Origin of the sequence: Paenibacillus xylanilyticus (assembly GCF_013359935.1) — a bacterium.
GTDB lineage: Bacteria > Bacillota > Bacilli > Paenibacillales > Paenibacillaceae > Paenibacillus > Paenibacillus xylanilyticus.
The window spans coordinates 1-21,223 of the sequence record NZ_JABMCB010000145.1 but is presented as its reverse complement, the minus strand read 5'-3'; the positions used below and the strand labels follow the sequence as shown (position 1 = coordinate 21,223).

The window sequence follows — 21,223 nt, the reverse complement described above, 5'->3', positions numbered from 1 at the left end:
CTCTTCCTCTACAAAATCCCTTCACCCGTAACCTTTTTCGAAATAAAGTTGGAGCCTAGCACAAAAATAAGACCTACAACCGCCTGGAACAGTCCGACCACGGTTGCCAATGTGTACTGTCCGGATTCCAGACCCATCCGGTATACGAAGGTGCTGAGTACATCTGAATATTCACGCACCGCTGTGTTCCCGATAATATAAGGGCGATCAAATCCAATCGTGACCATGTGCCCCAGATTAAGAATAAGCAAGGTTACAATCGTGGGCTTGATGCTTGGCAAGGTAATATGCCAGATCTTTTTGAGACGCGTTGCTCCATCAATCTCAGCTGCTTCAAACAGTTCCTTGTTCACGCCGGTCAGCGCAGCAAGATACAGGATGGTTCCCCACCCAGCGCTTTGCCAAACCCCGGTAAACAGGTAGGTTACAAGCCATGGATTTTTCTCCGTCAAAAATGGAATGGGGTTTAGCCCCATGCTCTCCAGCACACCGTTCACCATACCTGATTGGTTACCGAACAGCTGGTATACGATTCCCCCGATAATCACCCATGAAATGAAATGAGGAATGTACAGAATGGTCTGCGACAATTTTTTGAACCATTTAAACCGAATTTCATAAAGCATGATTGCCAAAATGATTGGAGCAGGAAACGATACGATCAGATCAAGGAAATTGAGCATAAAGGTATTGCGCAGGGTGGTGTAGAAATCCCGCATCGCGAATACCTCGCGAAAAGCATCAAAACCGATCCATTCACTGCCGCCAATGCCCTGAAACAGGTTGAAATCCTTAAAGGCGATCTGTACACCGTACATCGGTCCATAGCGAAAGATCACGAAGTAAATTAGGGGTAGAGAAATCAATGCGTACAATTGCCAGTACCTCTTCAAGTATGGGGTCATGTCTATCTCCTCCAATCCGCGAGGACACGCAGTGCCGCCTAAGTTGACGGCACACGTCCCTTCAGAAATTATGCGGTAACTTCAGTACGTTGTATCACTTGTTGTTGTAAAGGTACTTATTTGGCAGCAAGCTCCTGAACCGCCTGCTCAAGTTCTTTCTTCAGCTCTTCGCCGCCAAGTGACATGTAATCACTCATTTCCCGTTCATAAACCGCTTCAAATTCTTCCGGCTTCGCCATCGCTGTTTTGACAATAATGACATTGAGTTTATCTTTGAGTGCCGTGCCGTATTTCATTTCTGCCTCAATTGGCTTATCGAAAATGATCGGTCCTACCGTGTCCGTATTGGCGATATCAATGGACTGCTTCAACATTTCCTGATTGTTCTGCGGGAATCCCATGACCCAAGCTTTTTCATTCATGGCCTGGTCGCCAACATTTTTGCCGTTCGAGATAATAGCTGTATCCCCTGCATTGAAAAGACGATCCTTGGCTTCCTGCGAAGCATCCTCTTTGACAACCGGAATGCCGTCAACCAGTTCGTAGTTCTCGCCTTCCACACCATTGAGGATATCCACCAGATTATTGTCAGAGGCCATCCAATCCAAATATTTAACGGCTTCCACAGCACGCTTGCTGCTCTTCGGAATCATAATGTACATGCCGTTAGATCCATAACGGGATTTAATATGTTTGTTGTCTACATTGGGGTTGGTATATGCATCGACCGGAACCAGGTTGCTGCCCTCCACATTTTTGCGCAGGTTGTCCAGGGTTCCATCCGCATAGAAGATGGCATCGACGTCTTCAGACCAGTAGCCGATGTTACCGTTCTGCACGTCCTTGGCCAGTTGGGTTTTGTCTTCATCCAGACTGAAGTCTTTGCTGATTAAACCTTCGTTGTACAGCTTATTCAAGAACTTCATGGCATCTTTGAAGCCCTCGTGCAGAGGCAGCTCAAAGCGCTGAGCATATGTCAGATCGCCACTAACCGGCTTGATAAAAGAGTAAATCAGGGTTTCAAATTGTGCTGGAGCCAGTGCCATGCCCATTGGAATGTTTTTGCTGCCAAGTTGGCCAGGGTCCTTCTCTTTAAACGCTTTTAAGGTTGTATATAGTTCATCCGTCGTCGTAGGTAGCGGCAATCCCAGTTTATCCAACCAATCCTGACGAATGTACGAGCTGTATCGGCCTGTAATCGCACGTTTGCCCGGGATAGCGAATTGCTGGCCTTCCAGTTGGCCAAATTTCAATGTATCCTCGCCCAGAAATTTTTTGAGGTTCGGTCCGTATTGATCCAGCAGTTCGCCGACATCCGTCAGACCTCCCTGCTGGGCATAGCGATAGAAAACACTTGAATCATATACAAAAACAATATCGGGAACATCGGTATTACTGGCCATGAGAACATTCAGCTTTGTCACTTCTTCCGAGCGCTGAATCGGTACGAATTGTACATCAATATTGTTCGGGTCACCGAATTTCTCCTGCACCAGTTTTGATAAGTAGTTGTTCGTAATGGTGTAAGGTGAAGGACTGTTACCACGATCAAACACTTCCACTTTCAAGGTGACACGCTCGCCATTGCCTGAAGCATTGCCGTCTGCCCCGCCTTGTTCCGATGCGGATGAACAGCCGGCCAGCAAGGAAACTCCCATTACCATCGTAAGCGCTAGTCCTACCCATTTCTTTAGACTCCCTTTGGTTGTTTTTCCTGTCATTTGTGTCATCTCCTTTGCCCTTGTGTGAATGGTTAAATCCTGCCCAGAGTATTCCATACCTCTCCTGACATTGGCAACAAACTCGTTTCGTAAACGCTTACATAAGGATAATGGTTTATCCCTAGTGACGATTTTCGTACACTGACTATTTTCATGGCTCCCTTGTCCAATGCGAGCAGCCATCGTTATTTGGCAATGACCCAGCCCAACTCACCTGCATTCGGACCACAATAAACCATTTTCACACACTGCCTATATTCGTAATCGTGCAACAAACAGGAATAATTAGGATTCTTCCGCCAAAGTAATAAGCTTCGGTCAGAATTAGGTTCGTTTTAACAGCAAAAGGGCGGATTCCCTGCATGACGCTCTCCTGGCGGAGAGCGCCTGCACGAATTCCACCCTGTGCATATCCTGATGTAATAAACTCTATCTCTGTTTATCTCTTTCACTTCATCATTCGTCCGCTGGATGCTCCCGCTTTAATCGGCGATAATCCCCTGGCGTAATACCTGCCACCCGCTTGAATACACGGCCAAGCGTAATTCCATTAGCATATCCGACCTTTAAGGCAATGTCCTGTAGTGAAAGATCGGTATTGATAAGAAGCCGCTCGACTTCCTTCATCCGCAGCTCGGTTACGAAGTCTACAAACTTCATGTTAAACTCGGTTTTGAACAAATAACTGGCATGTTTTCCCGAAATCTGGAATCGGTCGCTCAGATGCTTCAGCGAAAGATCCGGATTCGCAAATTGTTCTTCAATATACGTTTTCATCTCATTGACCAGTGCCCTATAACTCTTCGTTTCGGTTACAGATACATAGGTTCTGAACAGATCGGTCAGGTCATCGAACAGGATGGTTTTAACATCCTCCAGGGTCTCGGCCTCTTCCATCGACTTTAACCACTTGTTCATGTTATCTTCTGATAATTTCTCCTGTAATTCCTCCGACATCATCGCCACTTCGCGGCGAAGCATCTGCAGCATGGCCTCAATTAAGGAGAGTATGTCGTCATCAGGCAGCATGTTACGCTCAAACGCCGTGAAAATCTCCTCCAGTTGGTCCCGCCACTGGCCGCTCGACATTCGAAATCGCTTCACAAAGTCGGCTATCATCTGCAAATACGTGTAGGTCTCCAGCAATTGCTGAGATGTATCACCAGACCCGGCAAGAACCACATCCCCATTCATCAGAAGCTTGCGCTGCATTACGGCTTCGGCAGCTGTATACGATTCCCGGATCGCCCTCATTCCCTCAGCAATCGGCCCGATCCCGAAGCTGAGGGAGATGCGGAGATTTTGTTCTACCCAGGACCTGAATTCTTCCGCTACTGCACGAATCTGTTTTGTCATATCTTCACTATGCGTTGTGGACTGAAAAAGTATTGCAATACGATCCGCACTCATCCACTCCATCCAGCACTGCATCCCTGTATTGCGTGTAAGTTCCTGCAGAACGTTCATGAGTGCGAATTTTAACGTATTTTGCTCGCCTCGCGTATATCGTTCCTGGAACCCCTTCTCATAACGATTGATTTCACCCAATACAACAGTAAAACGTGATGATTGATCAACGTCTGTTAACGGGGAAAGCTCCTTCAATCGTTCTGTGGCACGATCCAAATGCTCGCCTTGCAGCAGATCGTTGAACAGCTTGCTGCGCTGCAGCAGCGCATTTTCCCTGCTTTTCTCGTCATAATCCATCATGTGGTTGATCAGGTTTTCCAGCACACCATCAATCAACTTCATTTCATCAATATGTGAGCCTGATTGCTCCAAAGCCCTAATCTGATGGGCCTCAATTCGGTTCATGATGATCTGAATGGGTTTATAGTTGCGACGTGTAATATAGACAATATAAATGATGGCGCAGACGACGGTAAGGGCTGCGATGAACACCCACACGTAGGAAATTACCGATACCCAGCCAAACAGATTCCCCTCCTTAATGCCACTATGGAGCGTCCATCCAAGTCTTTCGAGGTAAAGAGTATTTAATTGTTTTCCTCCCTCAGCACCATCACTGTCTGAATGCGCATTATATACAGTCTCACCCTTTTGATCCAGGACGGCCATGAAGGAAAGCTGTCCATTGACCATGCTGTCGATACTCTGCTCAATACTGCTCATTTTGATATTAATAACGAGCACACCATCGGTGCCAAAAGGCAGGGGCATGTCCTTGTTAACCGTGAGTACACGGATAGGGGTACGCTGAACCGATTCAACATCGTATACCCTGATGGGCTGCCAACCTGGCGTGAGAGAGCCAGACCTAATTTGATTGATCCATTCCCGATCTGCAAAGCTATCTATTTCCCTTGATCCGCTTGACGTTAAAGCGCTATCATTTTTCTTGTCATATAAATATATGGATTGAATCCACGAGGAGGAATTCGTTAGTTCCCGCAAACTCTGAGCAATGGTATACACTGTATCCTTGCTTGGCTGTCCTTGATTATTGAAATAAAGCTTATAGGCCTGTTCACTCTGTACCGCCTCTGTTACCGACAGTTCAATATCGCGAATAGTGCGGTCCAGGCTGTCCGCCAGATAACTGGAGGAGATACGGTCTGCCTTTCTCGTTTCCTCCCTGGAGATGTCATTAATGAAAACAAAAGCGATAAAAATGAGTATGGCCACGGTAAGGAAAAAAATAGGAAAGTACGAAAATAGTAACCGATAATACCAAGTACGGGACAATAGACCCCACTCCTCACTCCACCATGCCAATATACATCAGCCGTGGTTCTACTGTTCATCACATTATATGCTGTCATCCCTCTGGGGTTGGCGCACTCTCGATAACTCCGATAGATACAATTTGATGTTATTATAGCACAAGCTTCAGAACAGCCAAGTAAGGAATTACAGCAGCAATGGATTCAGGTACAAAAACAAAAAAACCGTGCTGAGCAGCTAACTACTCAAACACGGACCAGCCAATCTGGATGAACATACTTAGATGCCCGAATCCTTAAACAGTGTAGCCATGGAACCGCCATCCACAATAATGCGAACCGCTCGTGCCAGCATCGGGGCAACAGGCAGCACTTTGAAGCATTCTGGATGGTCATCCGGCAGCGCAATGGAATCTGTGACAACAACCTCGGCAATGGATGGATGATTAAGCTTGCTCAGTGCACCATCTGAGAATAGACCGTGTGTTGCACATACATATACATTTTTGGAACCGCGTTCCTTTAACCCTTCAACAACATTCAAAATCGTTGTTCCGGTATCAATCAAATCTTCAATGATAATCGGTGTCCGTCCTTCTACATCTCCAATCACATGTGTAATGATGGATTCGTTGTGGCTCGGACGCTTTTTGATCATAATGGCAAAAGGGGAATCCAATCGATTCGCCAGCTTCTCCGCCATGGAAGCCCGTCCTGCATCCGGGGATACAACTACCGGATTTTCGATACCTTTGCTGAGCAGGTATTCACTAATCAGATCAAGCGATGTCATATGATCGACAGGAATATTGAAGAAGCCCTGAATCGCTGCCGCATGCAGATCGATCGTCACTACCCGGTTGGCGCCGGCTGTGGTTAAAACATCCGCCACCATCTTGGCCGAGATCGGCTCACGCGGTGCAGACTTACGCTCCTGACGGGCATATCCGTAATAGGGAACAATAATGTTTACTGTGCGGGCGGAAGCCCTTTTGGCCGCATCAATCATAACGAGCAGCTCAACAAACAGCTCATTAATTGGATGAGACAGTGACTGTACCAGAAACACATCGCAGTTACGGATGGTTTCTTCGTAATGAACGTATATTTCTCCGCTCTTGAACCGGGACAGCTTGATCTTGCCCAACTGTACACCCAGCTTATCACATACCTGCTCTGCCAGCTTGGGGTTCGATGAACCGGAAAAAATACGTAACGACTGTTGCATAATGCCCCTCCCGAGGGTTAATGTCCCTATATAATCCCTTATTGTACAAGGTTATTTCCTAACCTCATTATACCCCACTGTCTTATACATTTAAAGGAACGAACGAGCGACGGCGGCTTTCAAAAACAGCAACCTCCGTACAGCCCAGCTCATGTAGGAGTTTTTCGGCTTCAGGCAAATGTTCACCCAGTTTCAGCGGATCATGTGCATCGGAGCCAAGCGTGAGAGGAATCCCCAGCTTAATGGCCTTCGTGAGCATCCGGCGGCCAGGGAACATCTCAGCGCATGGCTTCGATAATCCGGACGCATTAAGCTCCATGGCGCAGCCGCTCTTCGCTATGGATTGCAAAGCTGCATCTTCCAGTGCTATACGCTCTTCCGTCTGCTCCGGTGAGGGAGCGAAACCAAAACGCTTGATGACGTCTGTGTGACCCATAATATCATACATGCCCGTTGCAGCTGCTTTACCTACGGCATCATAATATTGACGGTATACTTCCAGAACATCTTTGCCTTCCCAGTGATGGGTCTGGCGGAAGTCGGTAATATCCCATTCCCCGAGAAAATGAACTGAACCGATGACATAGTCCCATGGATAACGCTCAATGATTGACCGGATTTCATTCTCCCAGCCTTCAATGTAATCCCCCTCCAGACCAACACGTACATCAATCTGTCCGCGATACCGCTCTTTCAGGGAGAAACACTCCTCCACATAACGAGGCAGCTCGTCCATAGGCATCGCCATTTCGGGATAATAACTGGCAGGGTCTACATGCAGTAAAGGCATGTGATCAGACAGCCCAATCTGGGACAGTCCAATCTCCACGCCTCGCTGCACATACGCCTCCAGCTTGCCCACGGCATGACCACAGCGCTCATGGTGTGTGTGATAATCTATGCGCACTGGAGTACCCCCTAATCGCGGCGAGGCCGTTCATGACGGCGGCTCAGCTCGGCCATAATGTCGTCCAGCGGCAGCTTGCGCTCTTGCAGCAGAACGAGCAAGTGATACATCAGGTCACTGACCTCCAGACGAAGCTCGTCATTATCTTTATTTTTGGCAGCGATGATGGTCTCGGACGCTTCTTCACCGATTTTTTTCAGTATTTTATCAACGCCCTTGTCAAAAAGGTATGTTGTATACGCGCCCTCCGGACGTTCACGTTCACGTTCAGCAATGACGGATTCAAGTTCAGCGAGCACATCGAAGCGACCTTCCGCTTGTGAACCTGCAGAGTTTGCATTTGCTTCTTTTCCGTCATGTTCTACAGATTTCTGAGGCAGTCCCACGATTTCATTGTGGAAACAAGTTACCTCTCCCGTATGACAGGCAGGCCCGTTTGGTTTAACCTCCACAAGCAGCGTGTCACCATCACAATCATATTTCAGTGAAGTAATTGTCTGAACATTTCCCGAGGTAGCACCTTTGTGCCACAGTTCCTGACGTGAACGTGACCAGAACCAGGTTTCTCCGGACTCCAGGGACAATTTTAGCGACTCCCGATTCATGTAAGCCATCATCAATACTTGGCGTGTCTCGGCATCCTGCACAATCGCAGGTACCAGCCCGTCACTCCAGCGAATGTGCTCTACAACCTGCTCCAGGGATAAGCGCTCCCTGATCTCGTTACTTACATTACTCACGGATCTCCACCCCTTGTTCTCTCAAATGTTGTTTTAACGCCGGAACGGCGATTTCTTTATAATGAAATATCGTTGCCGCGAGTCCGGCATCTGCTTTGCCCGCCGTAAACACATCGTAGAAATGGGATTCCTTGCCCGCGCCGCCTGAAGCAATAACAGGAATACGCACCGATTCGGATACAGCCGCAGTCAGCTTCAGATCGAATCCATCTTTGGTTCCGTCCGCATCCATGCTGGTCAGCAAAATTTCACCTGCTCCCAGGGCTTCTGCCTGTTTCACCCATTCCAAAGCCTTGATTCCTGAAGGTTTCCGTCCCCCATGAGTGTAGACCTCCCACTCACCCCAGGCTTCATTGTACTTGGCGTCTACCGCCACCACGATACACTGGGAACCGAAGCGGCGAGCCCCATCGGCAATCAGCTGAGGGTTTAGCACCGCAGCCGTGTTGACTGCAATTTTGTCCGCACCCGCACGTAGAATGCGCTTCATGTCTTCGACTTTGGAGATGCCACCACCTACAGTAAAGGGAATGGCGATCTCGCCAGCGGTCTGCCGCACCACTTCCTCCATCGTTTCGCGACCTTCCACGGAAGCCGAAATATCGAGAAATACCAGTTCGTCTGCACCCTCACGGTCATACAGTGCCGCCAGCTCAACCGGATCACCCGCATCGCGGAGATTCACGAAGTTAACGCCTTTAACAACCCGGCCGTCCTTCACGTCCAGACAGGGGATAATTCTTTTTGCCAGCATACGCCTCTTCCTCTCTACCCGATTCCTTTACTTGTTAACTGCGCGCACCGCTTCGGACAGATCAATGCTGCCGGTATATAGCGCCTTACCAACGATTGCTCCTCCGATCCCATCATCCGCATGGCGGCTCAGACGAAGCAGATCATCCATAACACTTACACCTCCGGAAGCAATAACGTTACGTCCGCTCGCCTTGGCCAGAGAAACAATGGCTTCCACATTCGGTCCCTGCATCATGCCATCACGGGAAATATCGGTGAAGATAAACGTCTCGGCACCAAATGCAGCGAGTTCCTCCGCCAGTACTTCAGCCTGCACCTCTGAAGTTTCCAGCCATCCGCGAGTAGCCACATAACCGTTTCGGGCATCAATACCGATCGCCACTTTGTCTCCGTAACGTCCCAATACCTCTTCGGTAAACGCTCGATCTTCAATCGCCGCCGTTCCGATAATAAGTCGGCTGACCCCAAGACCCAGCAAGCGTTCTACATCAGCTACCGTACGTAGTCCCCCGCCTACCTGAACAGGCACGTTCACTGCGGATGCAATGCGCCCGATCAGCTCGTCATTTACGGGGTGACCCGCTTTTGCACCATCCAGATCGACCAGATGAACATATGTACCGCCTTGCTTCTCCCAAGAAAGGGCAACTTGCACCGGGTCATCATTATATACCGTCTCCTGATTGTAATCTCCCTGCACCAGTCTTACACACTTGCCGTCCCGGATATCAATTGCCGGATATATGATAAAAGATGACATACAAGGCCTCCTGATTTGTTCTTAATGGTTTATACAACTACATGAGTATTGCTGCTTAACTACTGGTTTCGGTTTGGATAAGACTGCCCTATCCGTACCTGTGTTCAACTATGGCCGATCCCTGTCCAGAAAACCTCTACTTACCCCTGATCAGGCTTATCCGTCAGGGCAAGAAAATTACCCAGCAGCTTCATGCCAAGTTCGCCGCTCTTTTCCGGGTGAAACTGCATGCCGAAATTGGTTCCTCTGCCGACAATGGCAGTAACCGGATGGCCGTAATCCGTGACGGCAAGCAGATCACTTTCCACTTCAGTACGTGCATGATAGGAATGGACAAAATAAACATGGCCGGCTTCAAGCCCACTGAAAAGTGGATTTTCCGGGTGAAGAAACTCTAGCCGATTCCACCCCATGTGAGGGACCTTCAATTCTCCTGGTGCGAAACGCACCACTTTTCCTGGCAAAATATCCAGCCCCGTATGCTCCCCATGCTCCTCACTGGAGCTAAAGAGAAGCTGCATGCCCAGACAGATGCCGAGCAGTGGCTTCGGTCCAGCTGCCGCTTCTTTCACTACAGCGTCCAGTCCATTCTCCCGCAAATGCACCATTGCATCACCAAATGCACCGACGCCGGGCAGTATGACACCATCTGCACCCAAAATTGCTTCCCGGTCACCGGTCACCAGCGCTTCATAGCCAAGACGTTCGACCGCTTTGCCGACGCTGTGCAGGTTCCCCATACCGTAATCGACAATTGCAATCGCCATCGTCTACAGCACTCCCTTCGTGGAAGGCACACCTGTTACACGCGGATCAATCATCGTTGCTTCATCCAGTGCACGTCCCAATGCCTTGAAGATTGCTTCAATCATGTGATGTGTGTTCTGCCCGTAATGTACAATGACATGCAGCGTAATCCGCGCCTCCAATGCCAGTTTCCACAGGAATTCATGAACCAGTTCCGTGGAGAAGCTGCCCACTTGCTGGGATGGATACTCCGCACGATACTCGAAGTGAGGTCTGTTGCTTACATCGATGACAACTTGAGCAAGTGCCTCATCCATCGGTACAAAAACGCTGGCATACCGTTTGATACCCCGTTTGTCTCCCAATGCTTCACGAAGGGTCTGACCCAGGCAGATCCCGATATCCTCTACGGTGTGATGATCGTCAATATCAATGTCTCCACGTGCCTGTACGTTCAGATCGAACTGTCCGTGCTTCGTGAACAGATCCAGCATATGGTTCAGGAAAGGAACGTCCGTTTCAATGGTCGATTGTCCGGTTCCGTCCACAGCAAACGCCAATTGAATGTTCGTTTCGTTCGTCTTGCGATCAACCTCTGCCTGGCGCACAGCACCTTTATTTTCAAGTTTCACACCATTATTCTGCTTATCCATTGTCCGATTCCGCCTTTCCTTCCTGTTCTAACCGTACAGCGATTGCACGGGCGTGTCCTTCAAGCCCCTCATGGCGGGCCAGTTCTATGATAGCCGCTCCGTTATGGAGCAGGGCTTCCTTGCTATAGTAGATTAAACTCGATTTTTTAATAAAATCATCCACATCCACCGGAGAACTGAACCGGGCTGTTCCGTTGGTCGGAATAATGTGGTTCGGTCCGGCAAAATAATCTCCTACCGGCTCCGAGCTGTATGGGCCAAGGAAGATCGCGCCGGCATTTTCAATCCGGCCAGCGTAAGCCATCGGCTCCTGCACCAAAATCTCCAGATGCTCTGGTGCAAGCCGGTTCACCACGTCGATTCCTTCATCAATGGAATCGACCACAATAATCGCGCCATACTGCTCCACGGATGCAGCAGCGATAGCCTTCCGCGGCAGCGCCTCAAGCTGGCGCGACACTTCGGCCTGCACGGCTTCCGCCAGCACGGCCGAGGTCGTGACGAGAATGGCCGATGCCATCTCGTCATGTTCCGCCTGCGACAACAGGTCCGCGGCGACATACACCGGGTTCGCCGTTTCATCGGCGAGTACCACGATTTCACTCGGCCCGGCGATACTGTCGATATCGACCGCGCCGTACACCTCTCGCTTCGCGAGCGCCACGTAAATATTGCCCGGTCCACAGATCTTGTCGACCGGTGCAATGCTTTCCGTGCCGTAAGCGAGGGCGGCGATCGCCTGTGCGCCGCCAACCCGATACATCTCGTTCACGCCTGCTTCCGCAGCAGCCACGAGAATGTACGGATTAATGCCTTCGCCACCGTTGGTCGACGGCGGCGTCACCATAACAATTTCCGGCACTCCTGCAACCTGTGCCGGAATCACATTCATCAGCACTGACGAAGGATACGCTGCTTTGCCGCCAGGTACATATACGCCGACCCGCTTCAGCGGTCGGATCACCTGGCCCAGCAGACTGCCGTCCGGCTGCCAATCCATCCACGAGTTGCGTTTCTGTTTCTCGTGGAACGCACGAATGTTAGCGGCGGCTTGTCGAATCGCCGTCACGAAGGAAGGCTCTACAGCAGCGTAAGCCGCCTGCAGTTCTTCCTGCGGCACCCGTAGTCCCGCGGCCGTCAGTTTGGTGCGGTCCAGCTGCTCGGTGTAACGCAGCAGCGCCCCATCCCCTTCGCGCCGAATGTCGCTGACGATGCGCCGGACCGTTTCGTTTTGCTCAGGTGTACCATACTCCACTTCACGCTTCAGATCAAATTCCCGTGCAGGTACAATTTTCATGCCCTCTACCTCCCTGGCCCTGTATTCCCGTCATCTATAAGTCGTAATCGGTTCCTCTAATCCTCTTGCCCGATGAACTATCCCTGAAGGTTTCCCGCTGAGATTTCATTGGGCGATGGAATGACCTGCTGTAGCGCATCACATAATGCCTGAATCCGTCCGTTTTTCATCCGATAACTCACCCGGTTCGCAATAAGGCGGCTCGTGATATCCAGAATGCCCGTCATCTCAACCAATCCATTCTCGCGCAGTGTCTGTCCCGTCTCCACCAAATCGACAATCCGGTCAGCCAGCCCAATCAGGGGGGCGAGTTCGATCGATCCGTTCAGCTTAATCACTTCCACCTGCTGCCCTTGTTCGCGGAAATATTGAGATGCAATTCTCGGATATTTCGTTGCCACACGCTGCTGAATACCTGGGGTCCAATCCGGCAATCCAATAACCGACATACGGCACTGTGCGATACCGAGATTGAGCAGTTCGTATACGTCCCGGTTCTCCTCAAGCAGCACATCTTTGCCCACAATCCCGATATCCGCCACACCGTACTCCACATACGTTGGCACGTCCACAGGCTTCGCCATGATGAACTCCATCCCGGCTTCCGGCACTTCAATGACCAGTTTACGCGTGTCGTCCACATCAACGGGAATATCCAGACCCGCTTCACGAAAGAGCTTGGAAGCTTTTTTATAGATCCGGCCCTTGGGCATGGCTACTTTCAAAATATCCGACATCTCAGCGTCCTCCTTGTTCAGCTTGATAGGTGATGACCTGCTCGTAGACGTCCCTTGCTGAACGGTCTGAGCTTGCCCCTGTTGATGCAAAAACCTCTGTTGTAGGTTCTGTTATTTCATGATCTGATAAAAGTTGAGTCACCACGCTTTGTCCGCTGCTGCGCAATCGGGCCGCTTCCGCCAGAGCTTCAGCTCGGCGTGCCTTGTTGTACTGGATAAGTACAGGCTTGTTCTCTTCCATCGTAATGCCATGTACGCCATCAATAATCCGGTTCGTTTTCAATGCAAATCCCGTTGCCGGAAGGGAACGGCCGAACTGCTGAAGCAGATTGTCGTAACGCCCCCCACTGCATACCGGCGATCCAAGCTCTGCCGCATAACCTTCAAATGTCATGCCTGTATAATAGGAGAAATCACCGATCATCGTCAGATCTATCAGTACGTGTTCGGATACACCGTATGCTTCCAGTACCTCAAACACAGCACACAAATGAGCAATCGATTGCGCTGCTTCTACGCTTGCGCTCAGTTCTGCTGCATGTGCACATACTTCTTTGCCACCGCGCAAACGCAGAATGGCTTCCAGTTGTTCTTTCAGTTTTGGCTCCAGATTAAGTTCCTCGATCGATTGACGATAGCCAACATAGTCGCGTCCAAGCAAACCTTCTTTTAGTGCGGCCTGTTGTACCGTCTGCCCTGGAATGACTTCTTCCAGCAAACCGTTTAGGAAACCCATATGACCCATCGCTATTTTAAAAGAAGACACTCCCGCTGCCTGCAGCGAGGCAATCGCGAGCGCAACCACTTCGGCATCCGCCTCTGGAGAGTCATCCCCCACCAGCTCTACGCCTGTCTGGAAAAATTCAGCCTCACGACCTGCTTCTTCTTCAATGGAGCGAAACACATTCGCATGATAGGACAGACGCAGCGGGAGCTGTTCATCTTTTAAAAGGGAAGATACCACTCGCGCAATGGGCGCCGTCAGATCCGATCGCAGTACAAGCGTTGTTCCACGGCTATTCAGCAATTTGAACAATTTGCGATCCGAGGTCGAACTCGCCACACCCACCGTATCGTAATATTCAATCGTTGGCGTCATAATCTGGCGATAACCCCAGCGTTCCATGCATTCCAGTACGTTCCGTTCAATCGTTCTCAGCTTGTTCACCACAAGCGGTGTATAGTCACGAAAACCTGTCGGTTTTTCAAAGCCTTTTGGTTTGGACATTGGTATCATTCACCCCGAGTCAGTAGTTTGGTTGTGGCACACGGCTTATTTCAGGCAGGATTTATGTATCGTAAATCCCCAATTTCTATCTTCTATTACCCTTGATAAAGGGATTCTGTGCGGTTGCTGCCGGGCAGCCTTTCTTGATTCATTAATTGATGCTGAATTTATACTATCTTCAAATACTTTCATATGGTAAAGTGCTAACAAACTAAAGGATATGGGATATGATAACATGAATGACTCCACATCGTCAACAATACCATGCCCTTGCCAGCCTGCTGCGCCAGACAGCTTAACTTGTGCTGCAAGCCATGCCTACCGATATCTGTATACGAAAAAAGCTGCCTTCAGCAGCTTCTCTTCACCAACAGCACAGTTCTATTGTGCCTCTGTATAAAATGCATTTTGTACTATCCTATTTGTGCTCCCCTTCATGGGTCTACCCGTTGTCCGCTGCTACACTAATGGACACGCTCATCCGTTTTCACAAGCATCTCCATTTCAGAGGAGGCGGCCGTACGGGATAGCTCACGAAGCGGATTTCCACCGACAAATGCTCCCGGTGCCACATCCTTGTGAACGACTGCCCCTGCAGCAACCACAGCACCGTCCCCAATAGTCACCCCTGGCAGGATTGTCGTGTTGGCACCAATCAGCACATTTTCACCGATAATGACCTCACCCAATCCGTACTCTTTAATAAGATACTCATGTGCCAGAATCGTTGTGTTGTAACCAATGACGGAGTTCTCACCTACCGTAATCTTCTCCGGGAAAAATACATCCACCATAACCATTAATCCAAAGGCGGTATGTTTGCCCACCTTCATGCCAAGCATATGGCGATAGATCCAGTTTTTAACCGATAGAATCGGGCAATACCTTGACAACTGGATCCAGATAAAGTTACGAACACCCTTCCACGGACTTACCGTTTTATAGATATGCCAAAGTGCATTATGGCCTTCTACCGGATAGCGGGTGACTTTTCTCATGAACGTTCCGTTTCCGTACGGATCAGCGTAAGCAAGTCCCTCATATCGTGCAGCATGTAATCCGGACCATATTCGCTCAGTACCACTTCTCCCTTAAGGGACCAGGCAACGCCTGCCGCGAGTGCACCTGCATTTTTGGCAGATTGGATATCAACCGGGCTGTCACCAACCATCAGTGTTTTCGCTGGATCTGCACCCAGCTCCTCCATCGCTTTCAGCACAGGTTCAGCATGAGGTTTCGGATGCGTTACATCGGTTACCGTGACAATCGATTTCATATATTTCATCAGGTCAAAACGTTCCAGCACCTTAAGCGTGGATGGACGGATCTTGGTTGTTACCACTCCCATCACAATTCCGGCTTGATGCAAAGCCTCAAGAACCTCATTCACATGCGGAAATGGTCTTACCATCGCTTCATGATGGATATCATTATAAGCACGATACCCTTTTACATACTCGGCAACTTCCTCCTGTCCGGAGAAGGTACGCATCTGCTGCTCCAGTGTTCCTCCCATATGCGGGATGATCTGTTCACGTGTCCATGGGGCAGAATGCTCCCAGCCTTCCATCACATGCAGGAAAGAGCTGATTATCAGCTCATTTGTATCAATAATGGTTCCATCCAGATCAAATAATACCGTTTCGATCATGCTGCATTACTCCTTTTTATCCTCAGCTTGCTTCGTCTCCTCTTTAGAAAGACTTGGGCTAACCTTACTCTCTTTGTTGGCAACCGGGCCTGCTTGCGGCATATCATCCGATGATTCGGAAGGAACCTTGGACGATACAATGGGATCGCTATAACGTACATCAGCTCGGCCTGTCATTCTTCTCACTACAATAAATATGATAGCTGCGATAATGATGCCAATGGCAAGCAATTGTGATATTCTCACGTTACCGTAAGCTGGATCCAGATAGCCCTGTTCGAAACCCATTGCTGTCATTGGAGACCATAATCCGTTGACAAGCGACGCAAGCCACTGCGGTGCCTGGAAGCCCAGACTGTCGGTACGCAATGCTTCAATGAAGAAACGACCGATGGAGTACCAAATAAAGTAGGACATAAACAGTTCACCCGCACGCAGAAACTTCTGCCGGCGCAACACCAGTAACAAGACCAAACCAACAAGACTCCACATCGATTCATATAAAAATGCTGGATGATGGAATACACCTTCCACATTCATCTGGTTTACGATAAAGTCAGGCAAATGCAGTTTGTCCCGCAAAAAGGACTCTTCCACAGGCCCGCCGTAGGCTTCCTGGTTTACAAAGTTCCCCCAGCGCCCAATCATTTGTCCAACGATGAGTCCTGGCGCACAAATATCAGCCATACGCCAGAAATTGTATCCTTTGCGACGGAAGAAAATGACTGCACAGATGATTGCACCAATCAGCGCACCGTATATGGCAATACCGCCATTCCATATCTTAAAGACATCCCAGAAATTATCCTTATAATCATCCCATCGGAATGCTACGTAATATATACGGGCTCCGATAATGGCAGAAGGTACACCGAGCAGGACCATGTCCATAAACACTTCCTGCGGAATGTTGTACCTTTTCCCTTCCCGGATCACAAGCAGCAGCCCTACTAGTGCCGCTGTACCGAGAATAAGCCCATACCAGTGAACCTTTAACGCTCCAATGGAGAACGCAATGGGGTTCAACAGTAATAATGTGTCCATTCATTCACACTCCTATAAAATTCGCTTATCTGTATGCATGACCAAATGGGACCTGCTCCAATTTTCCGTAAGAAGTAGAGCAGGCCAAGTCTTGACCATGTTTTAAAGCATTTGAGTACATTTGATTCACACTTCAGATTTCCTTAGTCCATGTCTTCCATATCTTCCGAGATTGTTGCTGTCAGCTTGTTGGTGAATTGCAGAGCAGCATTAAGGCCCATTTGCTTGAGACGATAATTCATTGCTGCCACTTCAATAATTACAGCCAGGTTTCGTCCTGGACGAACAGGAATGGTTACCAGAGGTACGTCCGTATCGATAATTCGTGTTGTTTCCTCATCCAGACCGAGGCGATCATATTGCTTGTCTTGCTGCCAAGCCTCGAGACGAACGACCAGGGTAATCCGCTTATTGTTACGCACAGCCCCTGCACCAAACAATGTCATCACGTTGATGATCCCGACTCCCCGAATCTCAAGCAGGTGGCGGATAAGCTCAGGTGCCGTTCCGTGCAGCTGGAAGTCTGATGTTTGACGGATTTCAACTGCATCATCGGCAATCAGGCGGTGTCCACGCTTCACCAGTTCAAGTGCTGTTTCACTCTTACCAATACCGCTGCTGCCTGTAATCAGCATACCAACTCCATTCACATCACACAGTACACCATGAATCGTTGCCGTTGGCGCCAGTTTACCCTCAAGGAAACCGGTAATCCGGCTGGACAGGATCGTCGTAGCCATGTTGCTGCGAAGCACCGCCAGGTTCTGCTCCTCACTGATATCGATTAGTTCCTGTGGTACTTCCAGTCCACGAGTTACCAAGATACAAGGCGTTTCTTCCGTGCATAGACGCTGCATCCGGTCACGACGCTCTTCTTCAGGCAACATTGCAAAAAAGGCCAGCTCTGTTCTTCCAAGCAGCTGTACCCGTTCTTTGGGATGATATTCAAAATAACCTGCCATTTCCAGGCCAGGGCGGTTCAAATCGTCTACGGTAATCACTCTCTTCAAACCTTGAGATCCGGACACAACCTCAAGCTGGAACTGCTGCACCAATTCAGATACTTTCACTTTTTTCGCCATTTGTCTCTTCCTTTCAGCATTCGCTGCCTCTCTATGTACATCAGCACTTTTGCGTCAATTCCATTCCATTATTAGCGCATACATCTTGTTCATTTCAGGTTACAGATTCTATGAAGTAAAACCGACCTTCAAATAATCTTAAATGAATTCGGGGATGATTGCAATCGCGGACCACGGCCGTTCATGAATCAAAAAAGCCCCTTCCAGCAACAACGGAAGGGGCTCTGAATACAATGTATGATTGCGTTAACTGATGTTCCATCGGATCCGAGGAATCCCAGTATGATTAGTCTTGAAGGAGAACGTTCACTTCAGTCTCTTTGTCAAAGATATGAACTTTGTTCATGTCGATTGCCATTTTAACTGTGGAACCATCACGAGTGTTGGAACGTCCGTCTACACGTGCGATTGTAGTGTCGTTACCTACACCGCTCAAGTAGAGGAGCATTTCGTGACCCAAGTTCTCTGTTACGTCTACGTGTGTAGAGAATACGGAGTTCGGGGATGCTTCCAGGAATACTGGCTCTTCGTGAATATCTTCTGGACGAACACCCAGAATGACTTCTTTGCCAATGTATCCTCTTGATTTCAGCACTTGTGCTTTACCTTGCGGGATTTCAACGTCCACACCAGGAGCTACGAAATGCAGGCTAGTACCTTGCTCAGCCAATTTACCCGAGATAAAGTTCATTGTCGGGGAACCGATGAAACCTGCTACGAACAGGTTAGCCGGGTGGTTATACAGCTCTTCCGGAGAAGCTGCTTGTTGAATGATACCATCTTTCATAACGACGATCCGATCACCCATGGTCATGGCTTCGATCTGGTCATGCGTTACGTAGATAACAGTTGTTTCCAAACGTTTTGCAAGCTTAGTGATCTCTGCACGCATCTGACCACGAAGTTTAGCATCCAAGTTGGAGAGCGGCTCATCCATCAAGAAGACTTGTGGATCACGGACAATCGCACGTCCCAGAGCGACACGCTGACGTTGACCACCGGACAGCGCCTTAGGTTTACGCTCAAGCAAATGTTCGATATCTAGGATTTTAGCTGCTTCACGTACACGTTTGTCGATCTCGTCTTTTTTCACTTTACGCAATTTCAAACCAAACGCCATGTTTTGGTATACGCTCATATGCGGATACAAGGCATAGGATTGGAATACCATCGCAATATCGCGGTCTTTAGGAGCAACATCATTAACGACACGGTCACCGATATAGAGTTTACCTTCAGAAATTTCCTCAAGGCCTGCGATCATACGCAGTGTTGTTGATTTACCACAACCGGACGGACCTACCAGTACCAAGAATTCTTTATCTTTGATGTCCAGGTTAATATCAACTACTGTTGCTTTATCAGAACCCGGGTATTTTTTGAAAATATGCTCTAAACGTACACCAGCCATGATTGTTGCCTCCTCAGAAATCATTTTGTAATCGAATACATTTTGTAGTTTTATATTAACCCATCCATGTGATGTTTGACTATTCGCAAACTGCACAAAAATATCAGAGCTTTTTCGTCACTTTGTACATAAGGAGCAAAAGCCGCACCAGAACAGCACTTTCGAAGCTTCTCACATCATAGCCGATCTCCTGTTTGATCTTATCCAGACGGTAAATGAGCGTATTCCGATGGATGAAAAGGCGTTTTGCTGTCTCACTGACATTACAATCCAAACTAAAATAGGTCTCCAGCGTTGCAAGTGTCTCACTATCATCAAAGATCGTCGTATCCTTACCCGTTTCCTTGATAAAACGAAGTCGCTGCTGCTCAGGAATACTCTCCACCAGACGCTCCAGGTGCAAATCCCATGGAAGATGGATATGCTGCGCTACGTGAAATGCCCTACCCAAGTGAATACTCTCATGAAGCAACGCTGTAATCGTCGATAGTTGGTGCTCCGGAATACATGGCATGGATGCAGATAAATGGAACACACCCGCCCATTCGCTCGCTACCAGCTCGTATAACCCCAAACAAAACGCATTCAATAATTCTTTTCTTGCTTCAAGTGTATCCTCCTCGGCTTCACCCGTAACAATTTCCTCGTCACTCAGAAAGAGCCAGTCCTGTTCTCCCAGAGGAATTAGCAAAATTTCCTCGCCGAAATAACTTCCCAATAACTTGTTCAGTTCCTTCGAACGAATACGATGGGCATCCGGTGTCTCACATTGCAGCAAAAATGGGATCTTTTCAGATTGCAGTTCTTCCCTTATTGAAAATTGCGCCGGAATGTCCTCTGACTGCGAAGGATGCTCAATCTTCTTCCGTAGCCACTGGCCCAGTTCAGCAAGCTGCTGCTCCCTATTATTTTCATAAACTACAGGCTGTTCTTCAATGATCCGGTCTGCACTGTTAGTAATCAGCAGTTCGATTAAGCGCCTGGTCTCATTTGTTATGGAACCTGCAGAACATCCCCAGCACACTACAGTTCCTTCATTCTCGTTTATCCTAACTCTAAAATAGATGCGTTCCTCTGTTTTCAAGCTGTTCACATTTGCTAGTATACCTGAGCCTATCACCTTATCAGGTTGTTCTTCCTCTGCATCTTCCACCATAATCATCTTGCTTTGAGCACGGTCCTCACCGGTCAACTGCATTGCGGATTGATTCCACTCGTCTACCGTGATTTCATATTCGTCCAAGGACGTGCCGATAATGGATTCAATTTGTTCTTTAAGACCAAGTATGAGCTTCATATAATGAACGCCACCACTCTGCTTTTTTTCTACTATTTTATCATATCTTACACGATATCGCTTTTGATCCACATTGACCTGTCCTCAACGGCATAATGGATATATACAAAAAAAGAGTGATTAATCACGTTAATGATTAATCACTCTTCTCTAACAAGATGAGTCATGAAGGGCTCGAACCTTCGACACCCTGATTAAAAGTCAGGTGCTCTACCAACTGAGCTAATGACTCATAAAACTGGTGGAGGATGATGGATTCGAACCACCGAACCCGTACGGGAGCAGATTTACAGTCTGATGCGTTTGGCCACTTCGCTAATCCTCCAGGATTAAAAGGTGGCTCGGGACGGAATCGAACCGCCGACACGAGGATTT

19 protein-coding genes and 2 tRNA genes are annotated in these 21,223 nt (G+C 48.6%); all 21 read right to left on the bottom strand.

Annotation, left to right across the window (positions count from 1 at the left end):
• Positions 1-8: 8 nt before the first annotated feature.
• The 21 genes from HP552_RS03875 to HP552_RS03775 all read right to left on the bottom strand — a co-directional run bounded on the left by HP552_RS03875 (position 9) and on the right by HP552_RS03775 (position 21,173).
• Positions 9-905: an ABC transporter permease gene (locus tag HP552_RS03875; protein ID WP_175394318.1), complete on the bottom strand. Its 897-nt coding sequence runs from the start codon at positions 903-905 to the stop codon at positions 9-11.
• A 116-nt stretch (positions 906-1,021) separates the two neighbouring features.
• Positions 1,022-2,626, bottom strand: coding sequence for an extracellular solute-binding protein (locus tag HP552_RS03870; RefSeq protein WP_175394317.1), 1,605 nt, complete (start codon positions 2,624-2,626; stop codon positions 1,022-1,024).
• Positions 2,627-3,082: 456 nt separating this feature from the next.
• Positions 3,083-5,332 carry a helix-turn-helix domain-containing protein gene (locus tag HP552_RS03865; protein ID WP_175394316.1) on the bottom strand — a complete coding sequence of 750 codons (2,250 nt, stop codon included), beginning with the start codon at positions 5,330-5,332 and terminating at the stop codon, positions 3,083-3,085.
• Positions 5,333-5,590: 258 nt separating this feature from the next.
• Positions 5,591-6,538 carry a ribose-phosphate diphosphokinase gene (locus HP552_RS03860; protein WP_175394315.1) on the bottom strand — a complete coding sequence of 316 codons (948 nt, stop codon included), beginning with the start codon at positions 6,536-6,538 and terminating at the stop codon, positions 5,591-5,593.
• An 82-nt stretch (positions 6,539-6,620) separates the two neighbouring features.
• Positions 6,621-7,445 (bottom strand): histidinol-phosphatase HisJ, encoded by an 825-nt coding sequence (gene hisJ, locus HP552_RS03855; protein WP_175394314.1) that lies wholly within the window; start codon positions 7,443-7,445, stop codon positions 6,621-6,623.
• A gap of 11 nt (positions 7,446-7,456) precedes the next feature.
• Positions 7,457-8,185: a bifunctional phosphoribosyl-AMP cyclohydrolase/phosphoribosyl-ATP diphosphatase HisIE gene (gene hisIE / locus HP552_RS03850; RefSeq protein WP_175394313.1), complete on the bottom strand. Its 729-nt coding sequence runs from the start codon at positions 8,183-8,185 to the stop codon at positions 7,457-7,459.
• Complete coding sequence (hisF, locus tag HP552_RS03845) at positions 8,178-8,939, bottom strand: imidazole glycerol phosphate synthase subunit HisF (RefSeq protein WP_175394312.1); 762 nt, start codon at positions 8,937-8,939, stop codon at positions 8,178-8,180. The genes hisIE and hisF overlap by 8 nt, the downstream gene beginning before the upstream one ends.
• Before the next feature lie 27 nt (positions 8,940-8,966).
• The gene (gene hisA, locus HP552_RS03840; protein WP_175394311.1) at positions 8,967-9,701 is read right to left on the bottom strand and encodes a 1-(5-phosphoribosyl)-5-[(5-phosphoribosylamino)methylideneamino]imidazole-4-carboxamide isomerase; all 735 of its coding nucleotides are present in this window, start codon (positions 9,699-9,701) and stop codon (positions 8,967-8,969) included.
• Positions 9,702-9,841: 140 nt separating this feature from the next.
• Positions 9,842-10,468, bottom strand: coding sequence for an imidazole glycerol phosphate synthase subunit HisH (hisH, locus tag HP552_RS03835; RefSeq protein ID WP_175394310.1), 627 nt, complete (start codon positions 10,466-10,468; stop codon positions 9,842-9,844).
• Positions 10,469-10,471: 3 nt separating this feature from the next.
• Positions 10,472-11,101: an imidazoleglycerol-phosphate dehydratase HisB gene (hisB, locus tag HP552_RS03830; protein ID WP_217506307.1), complete on the bottom strand. Its 630-nt coding sequence runs from the start codon at positions 11,099-11,101 to the stop codon at positions 10,472-10,474.
• A complete protein-coding gene (gene hisD, locus HP552_RS03825; RefSeq protein WP_175394309.1) occupies positions 11,094-12,398 on the bottom strand; it encodes a histidinol dehydrogenase in 1,305 nt (434 codons plus the stop codon). Before hisD ends, hisB begins: the two co-directional genes overlap by 8 nt.
• A gap of 77 nt (positions 12,399-12,475) precedes the next feature.
• On the bottom strand, positions 12,476-13,135 hold the full coding sequence (gene hisG, locus HP552_RS03820) for an ATP phosphoribosyltransferase (protein WP_175394308.1): 660 nt from the start codon (positions 13,133-13,135) through the stop codon (positions 12,476-12,478).
• A 1-nt stretch (position 13,136) separates the two neighbouring features.
• Entirely contained in the window at positions 13,137-14,363 is a 1,227-nt protein-coding gene (locus HP552_RS03815; RefSeq protein ID WP_246310746.1) for an ATP phosphoribosyltransferase regulatory subunit, read from the bottom strand.
• A gap of 464 nt (positions 14,364-14,827) precedes the next feature.
• The gene (locus HP552_RS03810; protein WP_175394307.1) at positions 14,828-15,361 is read right to left on the bottom strand and encodes an acyltransferase; all 534 of its coding nucleotides are present in this window, start codon (positions 15,359-15,361) and stop codon (positions 14,828-14,830) included.
• Entirely contained in the window at positions 15,358-16,014 is a 657-nt protein-coding gene (gene ppaX / locus HP552_RS03805) for a pyrophosphatase PpaX (RefSeq protein WP_175394306.1), read from the bottom strand. Before ppaX ends, HP552_RS03810 begins: the two co-directional genes overlap by 4 nt.
• 6 nt (positions 16,015-16,020) lie before the next feature.
• Positions 16,021-17,058: a prolipoprotein diacylglyceryl transferase gene (lgt, locus tag HP552_RS03800; RefSeq protein WP_175394305.1), complete on the bottom strand. Its 1,038-nt coding sequence runs from the start codon at positions 17,056-17,058 to the stop codon at positions 16,021-16,023.
• 143 nt (positions 17,059-17,201) lie between these two features.
• On the bottom strand, positions 17,202-18,140 hold the full coding sequence (gene hprK, locus HP552_RS03795; protein WP_175394304.1) for an HPr(Ser) kinase/phosphatase: 939 nt from the start codon (positions 18,138-18,140) through the stop codon (positions 17,202-17,204).
• 286 nt (positions 18,141-18,426) lie between these two features.
• Entirely contained in the window at positions 18,427-19,551 is a 1,125-nt protein-coding gene (locus tag HP552_RS03790; protein WP_062326717.1) for an ABC transporter ATP-binding protein, read from the bottom strand.
• Between the two features lie 103 nt (positions 19,552-19,654).
• Positions 19,655-20,848, bottom strand: a complete 1,194-nt coding sequence (locus HP552_RS03785; protein ID WP_175394303.1) for a PucR family transcriptional regulator — start codon at positions 20,846-20,848, stop codon at positions 19,655-19,657.
• Between the two features lie 159 nt (positions 20,849-21,007).
• Positions 21,008-21,080 (bottom strand) — tRNA-Lys (locus tag HP552_RS03780).
• Positions 21,081-21,087: 7 nt separating this feature from the next.
• Positions 21,088-21,173 (bottom strand) — tRNA-Tyr (locus HP552_RS03775).
• Between the last annotated feature and the right edge of the window lie 50 nt (positions 21,174-21,223).

Excerpts from the sequence above, each read along its gene's own strand:
- HP552_RS03870 (WP_175394317.1), bottom strand. The coding sequence starts at position 2,626 with ATGACAGGAAAAACAACCAAAGGGAGTCTAAAGAAATGGGTAGGACTA.
- ppaX (WP_175394306.1), bottom strand. The coding sequence starts at position 16,014 with ATGATCGAAACGGTATTATTTGATCTGGATGGAACCATTATTGATACA.
- hprK (WP_175394304.1), bottom strand. The coding sequence starts at position 18,140 with ATGGCGAAAAAAGTGAAAGTATCTGAATTGGTGCAGCAGTTCCAGCTT.
- hisG (WP_175394308.1), bottom strand. The coding sequence starts at position 13,135 with ATGTCGGATATTTTGAAAGTAGCCATGCCCAAGGGCCGGATCTATAAA.
- hisD (WP_175394309.1), bottom strand. The coding sequence starts at position 12,398 with ATGAAAATTGTACCTGCACGGGAATTTGATCTGAAGCGTGAAGTGGAG.
- HP552_RS03875 (WP_175394318.1), bottom strand. The coding sequence starts at position 905 with ATGACCCCATACTTGAAGAGGTACTGGCAATTGTACGCATTGATTTCT.
- hisA (WP_175394311.1), bottom strand. The coding sequence starts at position 9,701 with ATGTCATCTTTTATCATATATCCGGCAATTGATATCCGGGACGGCAAG.
- hisF (WP_175394312.1), bottom strand. The coding sequence starts at position 8,939 with ATGCTGGCAAAAAGAATTATCCCCTGTCTGGACGTGAAGGACGGCCGG.
- hisH (WP_175394310.1), bottom strand. The coding sequence starts at position 10,468 with ATGGCGATTGCAATTGTCGATTACGGTATGGGGAACCTGCACAGCGTC.
- HP552_RS03810 (WP_175394307.1), bottom strand. The coding sequence starts at position 15,361 with ATGAGAAAAGTCACCCGCTATCCGGTAGAAGGCCATAATGCACTTTGG.
- hisB (WP_217506307.1), bottom strand. The coding sequence starts at position 11,101 with ATGGATAAGCAGAATAATGGTGTGAAACTTGAAAATAAAGGTGCTGTG.
- HP552_RS03860 (WP_175394315.1), bottom strand. The coding sequence starts at position 6,538 with ATGCAACAGTCGTTACGTATTTTTTCCGGTTCATCGAACCCCAAGCTG.
- HP552_RS03785 (WP_175394303.1), bottom strand. The coding sequence starts at position 20,848 with ATGAAGCTCATACTTGGTCTTAAAGAACAAATTGAATCCATTATCGGC.
- HP552_RS03815 (WP_246310746.1), bottom strand. The coding sequence starts at position 14,363 with ATGTCCAAACCAAAAGGCTTTGAAAAACCGACAGGTTTTCGTGACTAT.
- lgt (WP_175394305.1), bottom strand. The coding sequence starts at position 17,058 with ATGGACACATTATTACTGTTGAACCCCATTGCGTTCTCCATTGGAGCG.
- HP552_RS03790 (WP_062326717.1), bottom strand. The coding sequence starts at position 19,551 with ATGGCTGGTGTACGTTTAGAGCATATTTTCAAAAAATACCCGGGTTCT.